Origin of the sequence: Bradyrhizobium sp. SZCCHNR1053 (genome assembly GCF_032381235.1) — a bacterium.
Lineage (GTDB): Bacteria > Pseudomonadota > Alphaproteobacteria > Rhizobiales > Xanthobacteraceae > Bradyrhizobium.
The window spans coordinates 74,174-90,030 of the sequence record NZ_JAUHJM010000015.1; the positions used below are offsets into that span (position 1 = coordinate 74,174).

Sequence of the window (15,857 nt, forward strand, 5' to 3'; positions counted from 1 at the left end):
TTTCCATGTCGCATGATCCCGAGCCGCCCCGTGGCCGTCGCAAGCGCGGCCTCTCCGAGGACGAGCGCATGCTGTGGGAGACGGTGGCGCGCCAGGTCAAGCCGCTGCGCAAGACACAGCGTCCGGTGCGGCTGCATCCACCGATGACGACGTCCGAACCGCAGCCGGACAAACCCGCGATGACGCAGCGGCCGGTCGCGCCGGTTGCCGCGCCGAAACCCGTCCGGCCGGCGATTCCGCCGCTGGTTTCGCTCGGCCGGAGGGAGCGTTCGAAACTGTCGCGCGGCCGCAATGAGATCGATGCGCGGCTCGATCTGCACGGCATGACCCAGAGCCGGGCGCACCAAGCGCTGCATCATTTCCTGCATCGCGCGCAGCATGATGGGCTGACCTTCGTGCTCGTCATCACCGGCAAGGGCACCATCGGCGCGGACCCTGAACGCGGCGTGCTCCGGCGCCAGGTGCCACATTGGCTGAGCCTGCCGGAATTCCGCTCGCTGATCGTCGGCTTCGAGGAGGCCCATGTCGGACATGGCGGCGCCGGCGCGCTCTACGTCCGTATCAGGCGCTCAAGAGGCTGAGGCTCAGAACGGCCGGATGATGCCGACGCGCGGTACGGCGGTGACGATCCAGCCCAGGATCGTGGTCCTGCGATCGTCGGGATCAATCGGTGCAATCGGCTTGGTCGCGGGAAGCGTCTTCACCGCGTGCAGCATCATCACCATGCAAACGACCCAGCTCGAGATCCAGCGCGAATAGTCGAACACCATCGCGAACATCACGACGTAGGCGAGGCTGATGAAGATCAGCGCGGCGATGACGATCTGGCGATGACGCCGCTCTTCCAATGCGCCGACAAGATCGCTGTAGTAGCTCCATAGCGGTGCATGCAGCCAGAGCAGCAGCGCATATACGGGCACGCCGAGCAGATTGGACGGCATGCGCGCCCAGGTGTCCTGCACTTCCTTGGACAGCGGCTGGTACCAGACATAGGCGAACTGAAGCAGCTCGGTGCGCGATGGATCGGCCATTCGTGTCTGCAAATAACTTACGAAATCGGCTTCGGGCAGCGGCATGGTTCCGAGGAATTGCGCGGCCAGGAACAGGATGCCGAGGCCGAGCAGCGCGCTTGCGCCCACGGCAAGGTCGAGCCGGGCGATGGGGCGGGCCAGATAGTAGCGCAGCACGACGATGGCGACGATGGTGGGCACATACATCAGCAGATGGATGTGATGGATCAGCACCAGCACCGCCGAGATGAGCGTGGCGAGCAGGACGTAGCCGAGTGAGCTCGCCGGGACCAGCAACAGGATGATGACGCCGAGACAGCCATAGATGTCGAAATGACCGAGCGTGAACAGGAAGTTCTTGAAGACGAACGGCGACCCAGCCGTGAAGACGAACAGCGGCAGCTGCGCGCGATCAAAACCAAAGGTGCGTCGGAACAGCTGCAGGTACAGAGCGAGCGTGATCAGCCAGACGCTGCCGCCGATTGCGAACACCAGCCACACCGGCACCCTCGCCGTGAACAGTCCGACGATGGCACCGACCAGCGCGCGCTTGATGAAGCCGTGGTGATAGTCGACCAGCAGGTGGATGTAGGGGATGTAGGGCGGCAGCGTGATCTTGTGCAGGAGCACGCCGAGCATCACGGCGGCGTTGACGGCGAGCATCGCCTGCCAATGTTTGTTGTAGGCGCCGGTCATGCCATGACCGAGCGATGGCCGGCGGGGAGACTGTCACCACGACATCCAACACTGTCCCGGCTTTGAGCCGGGACCCATAGCCACCGCTGTACACGCTGAGGCAGGGCTGGAGCCGCCATCGAGAGTCACAATTGGCTTTGGTGGTTATGGATCCCCGCTTTCGCGGGGACGACGGCGGAATTTGTAGCTAGGCCTCGACCCATACGGGTAGCCGCTACAAAATGAACCGGCTGAGATCAGTGTTCTTGGCGAGATCGCCAATGTGCTGCTGCACGAAGGCGGCGTCGACCCGCATGGTCTCGCCGCTGCGGTCGGAGGCCGTGAAGGAGATGTCGTCGAGGACGCGCTCCATTACGGTCTGCAGCCGACGCGCGCCGATGTTCTCGACCGTGGAGTTGACCGCGACCGCGATGTCGGCGAGCGCGTCGATCGCATCGTCGGTGATGTCGAGCGTCACGCCCTCGGTCTTCATCAGCGCGACATATTGCTTGATCAGCGACGCCTCCGGCTCGGTCAGGATGCGGCGCATGTCGTCGCGCGTCAGCGCCTGCAGCTCGACGCGGATCGGCAGCCGGCCCTGCAACTCCGGCAAGAGGTCCGATGGCTTGGCGATGTGGAACGCGCCCGACGCGATGAACAGGATGTGATCGGTCTTCACAGCGCCATGCTTGGTCGAGACCGTCGTGCCCTCGATCAGCGGCAGCAGGTCGCGCTGCACGCCCTCGCGGGAGACGTCGCCGCCTGCGCGGTTCTCGCGCACGCAGATCTTGTCGATCTCGTCGAGGAACACGATGCCGTTGTTCTCGACCACGCTGATCGCCTCCTGCACCAGCTGGTCGCTGTCGAGCAGCTTGTCGGACTCTTCCGCGATCAGGATGTCGTGCGAGGCTTCGACCGTGACGCGCCGCGTCTTGGTGCGGCCGCCGAGTTTGCCGAAGATGTCGCCGATGGAGATCGCGCCCATCTGCGCCCCCGGCATGCCCGGGATCTCGAACATCGGAAGGCCGCCGCCGGACGACTGCGTCTCGATCTCGATCTCCTTGTCGTTCAGCTCGCCAGCGCGCAGCTTGCGGCGGAACGAGTCGCGGGTGGCGGCGCTGGAGCTGGCGCCGACCAGCGCATCGAGCACGCGCTCCTCGGCGGCAAGCTGGGCCCGGGCGGCGACGTCCTTGCGCTTGCGCTCGCGCACCTGGACGATCGCGACCTCGACGAGATCGCGGATGATCTGCTCGACGTCGCGGCCGACATAGCCGACCTCGGTGAACTTGGTCGCCTCGACCTTCAGGAACGGCGCGCCCGCGAGCTTGGCCAGCCGCCGCGCGATCTCGGTCTTGCCGACGCCGGTCGGCCCGATCATTAGGATGTTCTTCGGCAGCACCTCCTCGCGCAGGCCTGCATCGAGCTGCAGCCGGCGCCAGCGGTTGCGCAACGCAATGGACACCGCCCGCTTGGCGTCGGCCTGGCCGACGATGTAGCGGTCGAGTTCGGAGACGATTTCGCGGGGTGAAAAGTCTGTCATGAGGCTCTAGCTAGGGTCGGACGGGGATGAGGGCAAGCCGGATTTCCGCCGTCACAGGAGCGGCGGTCCGGCCTGCCACTGCCGGATCGCCTCGGTTGGATAGATCAGCATCAAGATGTTCAGGGTCAGGTTGTCACGGATGTGCAGGCCCACCCCGATCTCGAGCGCGACTGCAATCACGACGGTCAGCCAGACCGGCAGCACCCGCGCCAGCAGGAAGCCGGTCATCATCGCCAGGGTATCGCCGACGGAGTTCACGATGCTGTCGCCGAAATAGTCCAGCGAGATCGTGGCGGCACGATAGCGCTCGATGATGAAGCTGGAGTTCTCGACCAGCTCCCAGGCGCCCTCGATCAGCATCGCCAGGATCAGCCGCCCCTGCCAGGGCAGCCGCGGCACCACCAGCATGGTCAGCGCATAGAACAAGAAGCCGTGAATGATGTGGGAGAACGTGTACCAGTCGGTGAGATGCTGGGAGTTCTCCGAGCTCTGCACCACGCCATGCCACAGCTTGACGGTGCCGCAGGCGCAGATCGGCAGCCGGCCCATCGCGAACAACAGTGCGGCCTGCAGCGCCAGCAGACCGAGCACCGGGATGAGCCAGGGTCCGGACGACTGCCGGGACGGGGCGCCGATCTCGTCCGCGGTCATGGTCTACTCGGCCGACAATGCTTCGATGGTGATGTTGCGGTTGGTGTAGACGCAGATGTCGGCGGCGATGTCGAGCGAGCGGCGGACGATGCTCTCGGCGTCCTTGTCGGTGTCGATCAGCGCCCGCGCCGCCGCAAGCGCATAGTTGCCGCCAGAGCCGATCGCCATCACGCCGGACTCCGGTTCCAGGACGTCGCCCGTCCCGGTCAGCACCAGCGAGACCTCCTTGTCGGCCACGATCATCATGGCTTCGAGCCGCCGCAGATAGCGGTCGGTGCGCCAGTCCTTGGCGAGCTCGACCGCGGCCCGGGTGAGCTGCCCCGGATATTGCTCGAGCTTGCTCTCCAGCCGCTCGAACAGGGTGAAGGCGTCGGCGGTGGCTCCGGCGAAGCCGCCGATGACGTCGCCCTTGCCGAGCTTGCGCACCTTCTTGGCATTGGACTTGATCACGGTCTGGCCGATCGAGACCTGGCCGTCGCCACCGATCACCACCCTGCCCCCCTTGCGGACGGTCAGAATCGTGGTGCCGTGCCAGACGGTGGGCTCGTTCGAGGATGCGTGCATGGGGGATCCCTGGTTGATGCCCTGATTTAGGCGCTCAGGCGTCGGGATACAATTACCGGGTCCCTGCCCTGCCCGACCCGGTCTTGAAATCCGCTCACCATGGCCCGAGATCAGGCGTACGGGGCGCTATCCCGCAGTAGCTAAGCCGACATCCGCCTGATAAAAGGGCCGCGTTTTCAAGGGAAAGCTGACCCCATGCGTAGCGCGACCATCAAGCGCAAGACCAAAGAGACCGACATCGAGGTGTCCGTGAACCTCGACGGCACCGGCGTCGTGAACATCGCGACCGGTATCGGCTTCTTCGATCACATGCTGGATCTGCTTGCCCGGCATTCCCGCATCGACATGACGGTCAAGGCGGTCGGCGACCTGCATATCGACTTTCACCACACCACCGAGGATGTCGGCATCGCGCTCGGCCAAGCGGTGCGGCAGGCGCTCGGCGACATGGCCGGCATCACCCGCTATGCCTCGATCCACATGCCGATGGACGAGACCTTGACGCGCGTCGTGATCGACGTGTCGGGCCGGCCGATGCTGGTGTTCCGCACGACCTTCGCGCGCGACAAGATCGGCGAGTTCGACACAGAGCTGGTGCGCGAGTGGTTCAATGCGTTTGCCATGAACGCCGGCATCACCTTGCACGTCGAGACGCTGTACGGCGAGAACGCCCATCATATCGCCGAATCCTGCTTCAAGGGTCTGGCGCGGGCGCTGCGGACAGCGCTTTCGATCGATCCGCGCAATCAGGGCGAAGTGCCATCCACCAAGGGTCAGCTCGGCGGCTGACCTCCCCGTCCAAGGGATTATCGACATGCCCGTCTATACGGTTCACGCTCCCCTGGCCTCCGGGGTCGATCTGCGTTCGACCGATCGCTTCGTCTTCATCCGCGACGGCTTCCATTTCTGGGCCGCGGTGCTCGGCGCCGTCTGGCTGGCCTGGCATCGCCTCTGGCTTGCGATGCTCGTCTGGGCCGTGCTGATGATCGCGCTCGACGTGATCCTGGTGCGCGTCGGCGTCAACGGCGGTGCGATTGCCGGCGTCGATTTGTTGTTCGCGATCCTGCTCGGGCTTGAAGCCTCGAGCCTGAAGCGCTGGAGCTACTCGCGCGGCAATTGGCGCCAGATCGACGTCGTCGTCGCCGACGATCTCGATGCCGCCGAGCGCCGCTTCTTCGAGCGCTGGGCCGCCCGGCGCAGCACGCTCGGCTACGACAATCACACCGTCGATCGCGGCGCGGCGCCGCCGACCCGCGACAATGGCAATGGGCTGCACCCGCCGCCGCTGCCGCATGCCAGCATCATTGGCTTGTTTCCCGAACCCGGAGGTGGACGATGAGTGTTGCAATCATCGATTACGGCTCCGGCAATCTGCATTCCGCCGCCAAGGCGTTCGAGCGCGCCGCGCGCGGCATGGCGGATCCGCAGAAGGTCGTCGTCACGCGTGATCCCGACACCGTGTATCGCGCCGACCGCATCGTGCTGCCCGGCGTCGGCGCCTTCGCCGATTGCCGCCGCGGCCTCGACTCCGTCAACGGCATGCTGGAGGCGATGACCGAAGCCGTCCGCCACAAGGCGCGGCCGTTCTTCGGCATCTGCGTCGGCATGCAATTGATGGCAACGCGCGGCAAGGAGCATGTCACCACCGACGGCTTCGACTGGATCGCCGGCGACGTCGAGAAGATCGCCCCTCGTGACGAGAGCCTGAAGATCCCGCACATGGGCTGGAACACGCTCGACCTGGTGCAGGAGCATCCGGTCCTGGAGCGGCTGCCGCTCGGGCCGAAGGGCTTGCACGCCTATTTCGTGCACTCCTATCACTTGAATGCGGTCAACGAGAACGATGTGCTGGCGCGCGCCGATTACGGCGGTCCGATCACGGCGATCGTCGGCAAGGACACCGCGATCGGCACCCAATTCCATCCCGAGAAGAGCCAGCGTTTCGGTCTCGCCCTCATTTCCAACTTCCTGAAATGGAAGCCGTGAGCGCTTCCGTCCTGTTCGCCGCAAGAGGCGGACAGGGCGCGCTCTTGAAAGACAACTGATATGATCCTGTTTCCCGCTATCGATCTGAAGAACGGCCAGTGCGTGCGCCTGGAGCAGGGCGACATGGCGCGCGCCACCGTGTTCAACCTCGATCCCGCCGCGCAGGCCAAGAGCTTCGCCGACCAGGGCTTTGAATATCTCCACGTCGTCGACCTCGACGGTGCCTTCGCCGGCAAGCCTGTCAATGCGCAGGCCGTCGAGAAGATGCTGGAGGTCGTCAAGATGCCGGTGCAGCTCGGCGGCGGCATTCGCGATCTCAAGACGGTCGAGGCCTGGCTCGGCAAAGGCGTCACCCGCGTCATCATCGGCACCGCAGCGGTGCGCGATCCCGAACTGGTGAAGACCGCTGCGAAGGCCTTTCCCGGCCGCGTCGCCGTCGGCCTCGATGCCCGCGACGGCAAGGTCGCGGTCGAAGGCTGGGCGGAGACGTCCGAGGTCACCGCGCTCGACATCGCCAAACGCTTCGAGGACGCCGGCGTCGCCGCGATCATCTTCACCGACATCGCCCGCGACGGCCTGCTCAAGGGCCTCAACCTCGACGCTACGATCGCGCTCGGCGATGCCATCTCGATTCCCGTGATCGCCTCCGGCGGCCTTGCCTCGATCGAGGACGTCAGGGCGATGCTGACACCGCGTGCGAAAAAGCTCGAGGGCGCCATCGCTGGCCGCGCGCTCTATGACGGCCGGCTCGACCCGGCGGAGGCGCTGGCGCTGATCCGCGCGGCGCGCGCGTAGGAGAGAACAGGATGTTCAAAGTCCGTGTCATTCCCTGCCTCGACGTCAAGGACGGACGGGTCGTCAAGGGTGTCAACTTCGTCAATCTGCGCGACGCCGGCGATCCGGTCGAGGCCGCGATCGCCTATGACGCCGCCGGCGCCGACGAGCTCTGCTTCCTCGACATCACCGCCACCCATGAGAACCGGGGCATCATGCTGGACGTCGTCCGGCGCACCGCGGAGGCCTGCTTCATGCCGGTCACGGTCGGCGGCGGCGTGCGCACCATCGACGACATCAAGACCCTGCTGCGCTCCGGCGCCGACAAGGTCTCGATCAATTCGGCCGCGGTGAGCAGGCGCGAATTCGTCAAGGAGGCGGCCGAGAAGTTCGGCGAGCAGTGCATCGTGGTCGCGATCGACGCCAAGTCCGTGTCGCGGCCGGGCGGCGGCAGCCGCTGGGAGATCTTCACCCATGGCGGACGCAAATCGACCGGCATCGACGCGCTGGAATACGCCCAGGAGGTGGTCGCGCTCGGCGCCGGCGAGATCCTGCTGACGTCGATGGACCGCGACGGCACGCGCCAGGGCTTTGACCTGCCGCTGACCCGGGCGGTCGCCGACAGCGTCCCGGTGCCGGTGATCGCCTCCGGCGGCGTCGGCAATCTCGACCATCTGGTCGACGGCATCCGCGAGGGCCGCGCGACTGCGGTTCTGGCCGCCTCGATCTTCCATTTCGGGGAATTTACCATCCGGCAGGCCAAGGAGCACATGGCGCGCCAGGGCCTGCCGATGCGGCTCGATCCCTGACGACATTGCGCCGCAAAAATGTTAGATGAACGCTGGTCCGGCCGCCGTGGTTCGGGCAGGCGTTCCGAGTACCGGCTGATGTCCCGTTTCACGCTTCACGATCTCGCTGCCATCATCGACGCGCGCGCCGCGGCGGGCGGCGAGGCGTCGTATACGCGCAAGCTGCTCGACAAGGGCCCGGCGCAATGCGCCAAGAAGATGGGCGAGGAGGCGGTCGAGACGGTCATCGCCGCTGTTGGCACCGACCGCGAGCATCTGATCTCCGAAAGCGCCGATCTGCTGTTTCATCTGTTGGTGTTGTTGAAGTCGCGCGACGTCCGGCTCGAGGAGGTCGAGGCGGCGCTCGGCAAGCGCACCGGTCAGTCGGGGCTGGAAGAAAAGGCGTCGCGCAAGACGGAGTAGGGCGCGTCGGCCGGGGAAACGAAGGGCAGCGTCATGGATATGCGCACCACCGAACAACAATATAATCCGTACCGCGTCTTCACCCGCGAGCAATGGGCCGAGCTGCGCAACGACACGCCGATGACGTTGGAGCCCGGCGAGTTCTCCAAGCTGCGTTCGATGCACGATCGCCTCGATCTCAAGGAGGTCGAGGACATCTATCTGCCGTTGTCGCGACTGCTGTCGATGTATGTCGACGCGGCGCAGCGGCTGTACTACGCGCAGCGCCAGTTCCTCGGCATCCGCGACCGCAAGATGCCCTACATCATCGGCGTTGCCGGCTCGGTGTCGGTCGGCAAGTCCACCACCGCGCGCGTGCTGCAGGCCCTGCTGGCGCGCTGGTCGCCGCGGCCGAAGGTCGATCTCATCACCACCGACGGTTTCCTCTATCCGAACGCGGTCCTGGAGCGGCAGGGCCTGATGCAGAAGAAGGGCTTTCCGGAAAGCTACGACCTGCCGCGGCTGCTCGGCTTCCTCTCCGACATCAAGGCCGGCCGGCATCAGGTGCGCGCGCCGGTCTACTCGCATCTCACCTACGACATCGTCCCCCATCAGTGGGTCGAGATCGACCAGCCGGACATCCTCATCGTCGAAGGCGTCAACGTGCTGCAGACCGGGCCGCTGCCGCGTGACGGCAAGGCCGTGCCGGTCGTCTCCGACTTCTTCGACTTCTCGGTTTATATCGATGCCGACGAGGCGATCCTGCGCAAATGGTACGTCAAGCGCTTCCTGTCGCTGCGCGACACTGCGTTCCATGATCCCCGGTCCTACTTTAACCGCTACGCGCTGCTGTCGGACGAGGAGGCCATCGCCACTGCGATCGCCATCTGGGAGCGCACCAACCTGGCCAATCTCGAGGACAACATCCTGCCGACAAGGCCGCGCGCGACGCTGATCCTGAAGAAGGGCGCGGACCACGAGGTCGAGACGGTGGCGCTCAGGCGGTTGTGAGCGTGGCCCGCGAGCGTAGCGCTGAACTGATCCGCTCCAACTAATTACTTACGCCGCCACCTGTCGCGCCGCCGCCAGATTCGCCAGCGCCTCGTCCAGCTTGTCGCGATCGATCGGCTTGACCAGGAAGCCATCCATGCCGGCCTCGAAGCAGGCGTAGCGGTCCTCGACCAGGGCATTGGCCGTGAGCGCCAGGATCGGCGTGCGCCGGCCCGGCTCGCTGGCCTCGATGGCGCGGATGCGCTTGGCGGCGGCAATGCCGTCGAGCTTAGGCATCTGCACATCCATCAGGATCAGATCATAGGGCGCGCCGGCCGAGCGCGCCGCGAGCCAGGAGTCCAGCGCGGCTTCGCCATGCACGGCGATGTCGGCGTGGTGGCCGAGCTTGGTCAGCAGCGAGCGCATCAGCAGCGCATTGATGTCGTTGTCCTCGGCGACGAGGATGGACAGGCTCCCGCCGGCCTGAACCGCAATCGGCGGCGCGATCGTCGGGATTGGATCGTCAGCGAGTGCCGGGACCGTTCCATCGGTGTCGAAGCTCACGCGCGCGGCGAGCGAGGCGGCCCGCAGCGGCTTGACCAGATAGCCGTTGAACGGCGCCGCTGGGGTCAGCTCGTGGCGGCTCGCCGGCGTGACCAGCACGATCAGCCGTGTCGTGTGATGTTGCGCGGCCCCGCCCAGACGGAGCGACGCGTCGCTGCCGATGGCGTCGTCGACCAGCACGGCGTGCCAGGCGCGTTCGGGCAGCAGGGCTTCCGCCACCTCGGCCTCGGCGACCAGGCACGTCTGCGCGCCCCAGTTCTGCAGGCGCCGTTCGATCAGCTCGGCCTGCAGCCCGGCCGGCGCGACCAGCATGACCGACTGTCCCGCGAGGTCGGGGCCGCGGAAGCTGTTCTGCTCGCCGCGCTCCAGCGCCGGCGGCAGCGGCACCGACACCTCGAAGGTCGAGCCGGCGCCGAGCTGGCTCTGCAGCGCGATGCGGCCGCCCATGCGTTTGACGATCCGGTCGGAGATCGCCAGGCCAAGTCCGGTGCCGCCGAAGCTGCGCGCGACGCTGTCATCGGCCTGCTCGAATTCGCGGAAGATGCGCTCCTGGGCGTCGGCTGCGATGCCGATGCCGGTATCGCGCACCTGGAAGCTGATCTCGTTCGGCCAGATCCCGGGCTCGGCGATCAGCGCGACGCCGCCCGAAGCCGTGAACTTGATGGCGTTGCCGGCGAGGTTGAGCAGCACCTGGCGCAGCCGCGCGGCGTCGCCGGTCACCCAGGTCGGCAGCCGCTCGTCGAGATAGGCCGCGATCTCCAATTGCTTGGCCTGCGCCCGCGGCGCCAGCAGCTCGGTGATCTCCTCGATCAGCGTCGCCAGCGAGAATGGCTGCGCCTCGAGTGCGAGCTTGCCGGCCTCGATCTTGGAATAGTCGAGCAGCTCGTCGATCAGCGACATCAAGGCTTCACCCGAGGTGCGAACCGCCTTGGCGTAGGTGGTCTGCTCCGGCGTCAGCTGCGTCTCGAGCAACAGGCCGCTCATGCCGAGGATGCCGTTCAGCGGTGTGCGGATCTCGTGGCTCGCCATCGCCAGGAAACGCGACTTGGCGCGGTTCGCGGCATTGGCCTGGTCGCGCGCCTCCGCCAGCGCGCGCTCGGTCTCGGTGCGGTCGGTGACGTCGCGGCCGACACATTGCAGCACGGCGGGCTGGCCGGCGTCGGAACGCACCAGTGCCTCGCGCCACGCGATCCAGCGCGGCCCGACCGCGCTCTCGATGCGCTGGTCGTGGACGCGCGTGCCGTTCGGCTCCAGCGCGCTGTCGCCCTGCTCGATTAGCTCGAAGGTGAACGCGCTGCCGAGCAGCTTGTCGCGGTCGAGGCCCGCCATCCGGCAATAGGCGTCGTTGACGAAGATGATGGTGCCGTCGCGCGCGCGCATGACGATGAGGTCGCCCTGCTGCTCGAACAGATTGCGGGCGCGCTGCTCGGCTTCCTGCAGCTCCCAGTTCCGGTCGGCCAGCACCTCGTTGTGGAGCGCAATCTTGTGCATCTTCCTGGCGACGAAGCGCAGCCGCATGCTGAGCGTGGCCAGGCCGACGCAGGCGAGCGCGAACAGGAAGCTGGCGCCGATCGCGAAGGCGTGCGGGTTATAGCCGGAGTTCTCGGAGATGCTGGCCTTGATGAAGCCGTACGCGCCGCCGAAGCCGGCGGAGAAGATCATCAGCGAGCGCAGGATCGCGAAGATGGTGCGATGACGGCGCATGAACCGGCGCAGCCGCAGCCTGAAGCGAGAAATCGGTCCCATCTCGATCACCCCCGACGATTTTCGATCCCAATGTCATGGCCGGCCCGCACCATGCGGCGTCGGTATTGCTGAGACTTTGAAAGGTCGTGCACGCGCGATTCTGCCGTGCAGAGATGGTGAACCGGGCGTTAGCCCGGCTCACAGAACCGGATCGGCCGGTGATGAGGCGTGGTCGCGCGCGCGGGATCATCGGTGAAGTCGACATGGAGATCGGCGTGGAAGGGCGCGGAGCCGAGCGAGACGCTGTCGGCACCGACGGCAATGCAGGGCTGCGGGGAGGGCGCCAATTCGAGCTGGGCAATGACCGCCGCCGCGATCAGCGGCACGGCCGAGACGAGGACCTTGAAACGCAACATGATACGCACCGACGCGGCAGGCCTGAGGACGGAACGCGGGCCCTATGGTTGTCGGAGCGTAAAGAGAAGTCGTTACCAGAGTGTTGAGGGGGAGGGGCGCCTTTACGCCGCATGGCGACTGTCCTCCGCCAGCGCGCGATACGACAGCGCCTCGGCCAGATGCAGCCGCCCGATGGTGTCGGCATGGTCGAGATCGGCGAGCGTCCGCGCCACGCGCAGCACGCGGTGATAGCCGCGCGCTGACAGCCGCATCGTCTCGGCGGCCTCGCGCAGCAGCTTCTGGCCGGGCGCATCGAGCCTGGCGATCTCGTCGAGCACGGCGGCCGGCGCCTCGGCGTTGGTCCGGATGTGCGGCAGGCCGGCCCTGGCGTAGCGGGCGCGCTGCAGGTCGCGCGCGGCCGCGACGCGGGCCGCGACCTCGGCCGAGCCTTCCTTGGACGGCGGCAGGATGAGGTCGGCGGCGGTGACCGCGGGCACCTCGATGCGCAGGTCGATGCGGTCCATCAGCGGGCCGGAGATGCGCATCTGATAGTCGGCGGTGCAGCGGTCGATGCGGCCGCGCTTGCAGGCGTAGCCGGGCTCGAAGGCGTTGCCGCAGCGGCACGGGTTCATCGCGGCGACCAGCATGAAGCGGGCAGGGTAGGTGACGCGGTGGTTGGCGCGCGAGATCGAGACCTCGCCATTCTCCAGCGGCTGGCGCAGCGAATCGAGCACGCGCGGATCGAACTCCGGCAGCTCGTCGAGGAACAGCACGCCCTGATGCGCCAGCGAGATCTCGCCGGGGCGGGCGCGCAGGCCGCCGCCGGTCAGCGCCGCCATGCTGGCGGAATGATGCGGGCTGCGGAACGGCCGGCGCGACGTCAGCGCGCCGCCCTCGATCTCGCCGGCGACCGAGGCGATCATCGAGACTTCCAGCAGCTCCGCCGGCGACAGCGGCGGCAGGATCGAGGGCAGCCGCGCCGCCAGCATCGACTTGCCGGCGCCGGGCGAGCCGATCATCAGCAGATGATGCCCGCCGGCGGCCGCGATCTCGAGCGCGCGCTTGCCGCTCTCCTGGCCCTTGATGTCGCGCAGGTCGAGCAGGCTTGCGGGTGCCTCCTGGATCTTCGGCTGCGGCCGCGACAGCACCTGCGTGCCCTTGAAATGGTTGGCGATCTGGATCAGCGAGCTCGCCGCGATGATCTGCAAGTCCGGGCTCGCCCATGCCGCCTCGGCGCCGCAGGCGGCCGGGCAGATCAATCCTTCCTCGCGCGCATTGGCGCCGATGGCCGCGGGCAGCACGCCGGCGACTGGCGCGATCGAGCCGTCGAGGCCAAGCTCGCCCAGCACGGTGAAGCCGCCGAGGGCATCCGGCGGAATGGCGCCGATCGCGGCCATCAGCCCCAGCGCGATCGGCAGGTCGTAATGGCTGCCTTCCTTGGGCACGTCGGCCGGCGCCAGGTTGACGGTGATCCGCCGCGCCGGGAGCGCCAGGCCCGAGGCGATCAGCGCCGAGCGCACCCGCTCGCGCGCTTCCGACACCGCCTTGTCCGGCAGGCCGACGATCGCGAACGCCGGCAGACCGGGCGCGACCTGGACCTGCACGTCGACCGCGCGGGCCTCGATCCCCTCGAAGGCGACGGTGGAAACGCGCTGGACCATGATGCCCCTCCCAGCGACCAAGCTAGCGGAAGCAGGGATTGTTCGCAAGAACAATACAGGAACACGGTCGTTGCCACGCTCTGTTGCAGTCCATTAACGACAGCCGCGCGGGTTGCAGCTCCGTCCGCCGGGCTTAACGCCCCTTTAGTCCGGCCTTCGCATTCTTCCTCAATTGATGATCGACCCGCGCCTCTGTCATAGCCAAGAGGCGCCCAACGAGGGACGTGCGATGCCTCCAGCGCCTGCGGCAGCTCCGACCGCCAAGACGCCCGCCGGTGATGCGCGGACGGTGTCCGAGCTCGCCACCGACATGCTGCGCCGGACCACCAGCCTGTTCCTGGCCGGTCCGCGGCCCGCGTCGGCCGAGCAGCTCGATCTCTACGACCAGATGTTCGCCCGGCTGATGCCGCAGGTCGCGACCGAGCTGCTGGCCGAGCTGAGCATGGCGCTCGCCGGCGTGGAGCGCGCGCCTTACGCCACCGCGCGGCTGCTCGCCGTTCACCCCGAATTGCGCGTCGCCGGGCCGATGCTGGCCAAGGCGGCGGTGCTGACCGAGCGCGACCTCGCCGAGTTCATCCGCACCGGCAGCCCGGCGCATCTCGTCGCGCTCGCCAGCCGACGCGGCATCGGCGACAATCTCACGACGCAGCTGATCGCGCGCGGCTTTCCGGCGGTGCGCATGGCGCTGGCACAGAACCTCTCCGCCCGGCTGTCCGAGGATGGCTATCGCAGCCTGTTCAAGATCGCCGAGCGCGACGAGGATCTCGCCGAGAAGCTCGCGCTGCGCACCGATCTGCCGGCCAAGCTGTCGCGGGCCTTCGTCGCCGCGGCGAGCGAGGGCGCCCGCGCCCGCTTCATCAAGGCCGCACCGCCGGCGACCCGCGCCACCCTGCAGGCGACGCCGACCCGCTCGCCCGGCGCGGCAATGCGCGCGATCTGGGACTATCAGCAGGTCAAGGCCGAGGTTGCCGCCCTCAGCCGCACCGGAAAGCTCGGCGACTCCGCCGTCAACCGCTTCTGCGCCACCGGCGATTTCCCTGCCGTGATCGCAGCGCTGGCGCTGCTCTGCGTCGTCACCATCGAGACGATCGAAGCGCTGCTGGAGGAGGACCGTCTCACGGATCTGCTGCTGGCCTGCAAGGCGGCGCGGTTGAGCTGGGCGACGACGTCGATGATCCTGCGCGGCCGGCCCGGCTGCGACGTGCTTCCGGCCGATGACCTCGAGGAGGCGCGCAAGCGCTTCGAGAAGCTTGCACTGTCCGAAGCGCAATGGAAGGTGCGCGGGCTCGAATCGCGCTGAGCGAGCGCGAGAGGCGGCGTCAGCCCGGCGGCGTGCTCGGATAGGCCGTGAAGTCGATCTTGAACATCGCCGGATCGAGCTTCTTGGTCGTATCGAGATTGTAGACGGCGATGGTGGTGTCGTAGCCCTGCGGATCGGTCACGGTCCACTGCTTGAGCTGGCCGTCCTTGACGCCGAGCATCAGCATCAGCCGGCTGGTGCCGATCAGCGCCTGCTTCTCCTCGATCGTGATCGTGACGTAGAGGTCGTCGGCCGCAACCGCGATCACGTTGGTGTCCTTGAGCAGGTCGATGCGGTCCGACAGCAGATAGCGCAGCGGCGTCTGCGACAGCGGATAGACGTCCTGGGTCGCGAGCTTGCGGTCGCGCACCACCAGCGAGGAGCCGTCGGCGATGATGTCGATCGGCGTCGGCGGTTCGTATTCGAAGCGGACCTTGCCCGGCTTCTGGATGTAGAAATCGCCCTTGGTCTTGCTGCCGTCCGGGCCGACCTGGACGAAGTTCCCGACCAGCGTCTGCAGCGACGACAGATAGGCGCTGACCTTGGCCGCCTGCGCCTTCTGGTTGGCGTCGAACGAGGTGAAGATGCTGGCCGGCACGTTGCGCCGGGGATCGGGAATGATCGGGTTGGGCGGGGCGGTCTGGGTGGTCGAGGGACTCTGGCCCGAGCGCTGCTGGTCGGAGGCGCTGAGCTGGGAGCCGCTCTTCGGGCCTGATTTCGGAGCCGGCGTGCCCTGCGCGGCGGCGTGACCGGACGCACCGGCGACAGAGCATGTCGTCACGGCGCAGGCGACCAGCCAGGCGCAGATCCGGCGCCCGCGCGAAGCTGCGTGATACGAAAACGTGCTGTTCAACAAGGAGCTTTTCAAAA

At 67.0% G+C, this 15,857-nt stretch carries 17 protein-coding genes; 9 read left to right on the forward strand and 8 right to left on the reverse strand.

Going from position 1 to position 15,857, the window contains the following annotated elements:
- The first annotated feature begins 5 nt into the window (after positions 1–5).
- A complete protein-coding gene (locus tag QX051_RS26625; RefSeq protein WP_315778159.1) occupies positions 6–581 on the forward strand; it encodes a Smr/MutS family protein in 576 nt (191 codons plus the stop codon).
- Positions 582–584: 3 nt separating this feature from the next.
- On the opposite strand, the gene QX051_RS26630 is transcribed toward QX051_RS26625, so the two are convergent.
- The 4 genes from QX051_RS26630 to hslV form a co-directional block, all read right to left on the reverse strand.
- Positions 585–1,706, reverse strand: coding sequence for a hypothetical protein (locus tag QX051_RS26630; RefSeq protein WP_315778160.1), 1,122 nt, complete (start codon positions 1,704–1,706; stop codon positions 585–587).
- Positions 1,707–1,920: 214 nt separating this feature from the next.
- A complete protein-coding gene (hslU, locus tag QX051_RS26635) occupies positions 1,921–3,225 on the reverse strand; it encodes an ATP-dependent protease ATPase subunit HslU (RefSeq protein WP_315740425.1) in 1,305 nt (434 codons plus the stop codon).
- 51 nt (positions 3,226–3,276) lie between these two features.
- Entirely contained in the window at positions 3,277–3,876 is a 600-nt protein-coding gene (locus QX051_RS26640; protein WP_315778161.1) for a DUF2585 domain-containing protein, read from the reverse strand.
- Between the two features lie 3 nt (positions 3,877–3,879).
- Positions 3,880–4,440, reverse strand: a complete 561-nt coding sequence (gene hslV / locus QX051_RS26645; RefSeq protein ID WP_315778162.1) for an ATP-dependent protease subunit HslV — start codon at positions 4,438–4,440, stop codon at positions 3,880–3,882.
- A 195-nt stretch (positions 4,441–4,635) separates the two neighbouring features.
- Here hslV and hisB point away from each other — a divergent pair, with 195 nt between their 5' ends.
- From hisB to coaA, 7 genes are all read left to right on the forward strand, one after another.
- Complete coding sequence (gene hisB, locus QX051_RS26650) at positions 4,636–5,229, forward strand: imidazoleglycerol-phosphate dehydratase HisB (protein WP_315740428.1); 594 nt, start codon at positions 4,636–4,638, stop codon at positions 5,227–5,229.
- Positions 5,230–5,254: 25 nt separating this feature from the next.
- On the forward strand, positions 5,255–5,779 hold the full coding sequence (locus QX051_RS26655) for a DUF2628 domain-containing protein (protein WP_315778163.1): 525 nt from the start codon (positions 5,255–5,257) through the stop codon (positions 5,777–5,779).
- Positions 5,776–6,426, forward strand: a complete 651-nt coding sequence (gene hisH / locus QX051_RS26660; RefSeq protein WP_315740430.1) for an imidazole glycerol phosphate synthase subunit HisH — start codon at positions 5,776–5,778, stop codon at positions 6,424–6,426. Before QX051_RS26655 ends, hisH begins: the two co-directional genes overlap by 4 nt.
- A 60-nt stretch (positions 6,427–6,486) precedes the next feature.
- A complete protein-coding gene (gene hisA, locus QX051_RS26665) occupies positions 6,487–7,221 on the forward strand; it encodes a 1-(5-phosphoribosyl)-5-[(5-phosphoribosylamino)methylideneamino]imidazole-4-carboxamide isomerase (RefSeq protein ID WP_315778164.1) in 735 nt (244 codons plus the stop codon).
- A gap of 11 nt (positions 7,222–7,232) precedes the next feature.
- On the forward strand, positions 7,233–8,009 hold the full coding sequence (gene hisF / locus QX051_RS26670; protein WP_315740432.1) for an imidazole glycerol phosphate synthase subunit HisF: 777 nt from the start codon (positions 7,233–7,235) through the stop codon (positions 8,007–8,009).
- 78 nt (positions 8,010–8,087) lie between these two features.
- Positions 8,088–8,411: a phosphoribosyl-ATP diphosphatase gene (locus tag QX051_RS26675; protein ID WP_257167618.1), complete on the forward strand. Its 324-nt coding sequence runs from the start codon at positions 8,088–8,090 to the stop codon at positions 8,409–8,411.
- A gap of 33 nt (positions 8,412–8,444) precedes the next feature.
- Positions 8,445–9,401 carry a type I pantothenate kinase gene (gene coaA, locus QX051_RS26680; RefSeq protein WP_315740433.1) on the forward strand — a complete coding sequence of 319 codons (957 nt, stop codon included), beginning with the start codon at positions 8,445–8,447 and terminating at the stop codon, positions 9,399–9,401.
- Positions 9,402–9,449: 48 nt separating this feature from the next.
- Here the strand turns inward: coaA and QX051_RS26685 are convergent, their stop codons facing one another.
- The 3 genes from QX051_RS26685 to QX051_RS26695 all read right to left on the reverse strand — a co-directional run bounded on the left by QX051_RS26685 (position 9,450) and on the right by QX051_RS26695 (position 13,687).
- Positions 9,450–11,690 (reverse strand): PAS domain-containing hybrid sensor histidine kinase/response regulator, encoded by a 2,241-nt coding sequence (locus QX051_RS26685; protein ID WP_315778165.1) that lies wholly within the window; start codon positions 11,688–11,690, stop codon positions 9,450–9,452.
- A gap of 128 nt (positions 11,691–11,818) precedes the next feature.
- The gene (locus QX051_RS26690) at positions 11,819–12,046 is read right to left on the reverse strand and encodes a hypothetical protein (RefSeq protein WP_315778166.1); all 228 of its coding nucleotides are present in this window, start codon (positions 12,044–12,046) and stop codon (positions 11,819–11,821) included.
- A gap of 102 nt (positions 12,047–12,148) precedes the next feature.
- Entirely contained in the window at positions 12,149–13,687 is a 1,539-nt protein-coding gene (locus QX051_RS26695) for a YifB family Mg chelatase-like AAA ATPase (protein WP_315778167.1), read from the reverse strand.
- A gap of 229 nt (positions 13,688–13,916) precedes the next feature.
- On the opposite strand from QX051_RS26695, the gene QX051_RS26700 reads away from it, so the two are divergent.
- A complete protein-coding gene (locus QX051_RS26700; RefSeq protein WP_315778168.1) occupies positions 13,917–14,987 on the forward strand; it encodes a DUF2336 domain-containing protein in 1,071 nt (356 codons plus the stop codon).
- A gap of 19 nt (positions 14,988–15,006) precedes the next feature.
- Here QX051_RS26700 and QX051_RS26705 read toward each other — a convergent pair whose 3' ends face one another.
- Positions 15,007–15,768: an outer membrane lipoprotein carrier protein LolA gene (locus tag QX051_RS26705; protein ID WP_315778169.1), complete on the reverse strand. Its 762-nt coding sequence runs from the start codon at positions 15,766–15,768 to the stop codon at positions 15,007–15,009.
- Positions 15,769–15,857: the final 89 nt, after the last annotated feature.

What these genes read in the sequence shown, in the direction of transcription:
- QX051_RS26625 (WP_315778159.1), top strand. Translation starts at nt 6, where the DNA reads ATGTCGCATGATCCCGAGCCGCCCCGTGGCCGTCGCAAGCGCGGCCTC.
- QX051_RS26630 (WP_315778160.1), bottom strand. Translation starts at nt 1,706, where the DNA reads ATGACCGGCGCCTACAACAAACATTGGCAGGCGATGCTCGCCGTCAAC.
- hslU (WP_315740425.1), bottom strand. Translation starts at nt 3,225, where the DNA reads ATGACAGACTTTTCACCCCGCGAAATCGTCTCCGAACTCGACCGCTAC.
- QX051_RS26640 (WP_315778161.1), bottom strand. Translation starts at nt 3,876, where the DNA reads ATGACCGCGGACGAGATCGGCGCCCCGTCCCGGCAGTCGTCCGGACCC.
- hslV (WP_315778162.1), bottom strand. Translation starts at nt 4,440, where the DNA reads ATGCACGCATCCTCGAACGAGCCCACCGTCTGGCACGGCACCACGATT.
- hisB (WP_315740428.1), top strand. Translation starts at nt 4,636, where the DNA reads ATGCGTAGCGCGACCATCAAGCGCAAGACCAAAGAGACCGACATCGAG.
- QX051_RS26655 (WP_315778163.1), top strand. Translation starts at nt 5,255, where the DNA reads ATGCCCGTCTATACGGTTCACGCTCCCCTGGCCTCCGGGGTCGATCTG.
- hisH (WP_315740430.1), top strand. Translation starts at nt 5,776, where the DNA reads ATGAGTGTTGCAATCATCGATTACGGCTCCGGCAATCTGCATTCCGCC.
- hisA (WP_315778164.1), top strand. Translation starts at nt 6,487, where the DNA reads ATGATCCTGTTTCCCGCTATCGATCTGAAGAACGGCCAGTGCGTGCGC.
- hisF (WP_315740432.1), top strand. Translation starts at nt 7,233, where the DNA reads ATGTTCAAAGTCCGTGTCATTCCCTGCCTCGACGTCAAGGACGGACGG.
- QX051_RS26675 (WP_257167618.1), top strand. Translation starts at nt 8,088, where the DNA reads ATGTCCCGTTTCACGCTTCACGATCTCGCTGCCATCATCGACGCGCGC.
- coaA (WP_315740433.1), top strand. Translation starts at nt 8,445, where the DNA reads ATGGATATGCGCACCACCGAACAACAATATAATCCGTACCGCGTCTTC.
- QX051_RS26685 (WP_315778165.1), bottom strand. Translation starts at nt 11,690, where the DNA reads ATGGGACCGATTTCTCGCTTCAGGCTGCGGCTGCGCCGGTTCATGCGC.
- QX051_RS26690 (WP_315778166.1), bottom strand. Translation starts at nt 12,046, where the DNA reads ATGTTGCGTTTCAAGGTCCTCGTCTCGGCCGTGCCGCTGATCGCGGCG.
- QX051_RS26695 (WP_315778167.1), bottom strand. Translation starts at nt 13,687, where the DNA reads ATGGTCCAGCGCGTTTCCACCGTCGCCTTCGAGGGGATCGAGGCCCGC.
- QX051_RS26700 (WP_315778168.1), top strand. Translation starts at nt 13,917, where the DNA reads ATGCCTCCAGCGCCTGCGGCAGCTCCGACCGCCAAGACGCCCGCCGGT.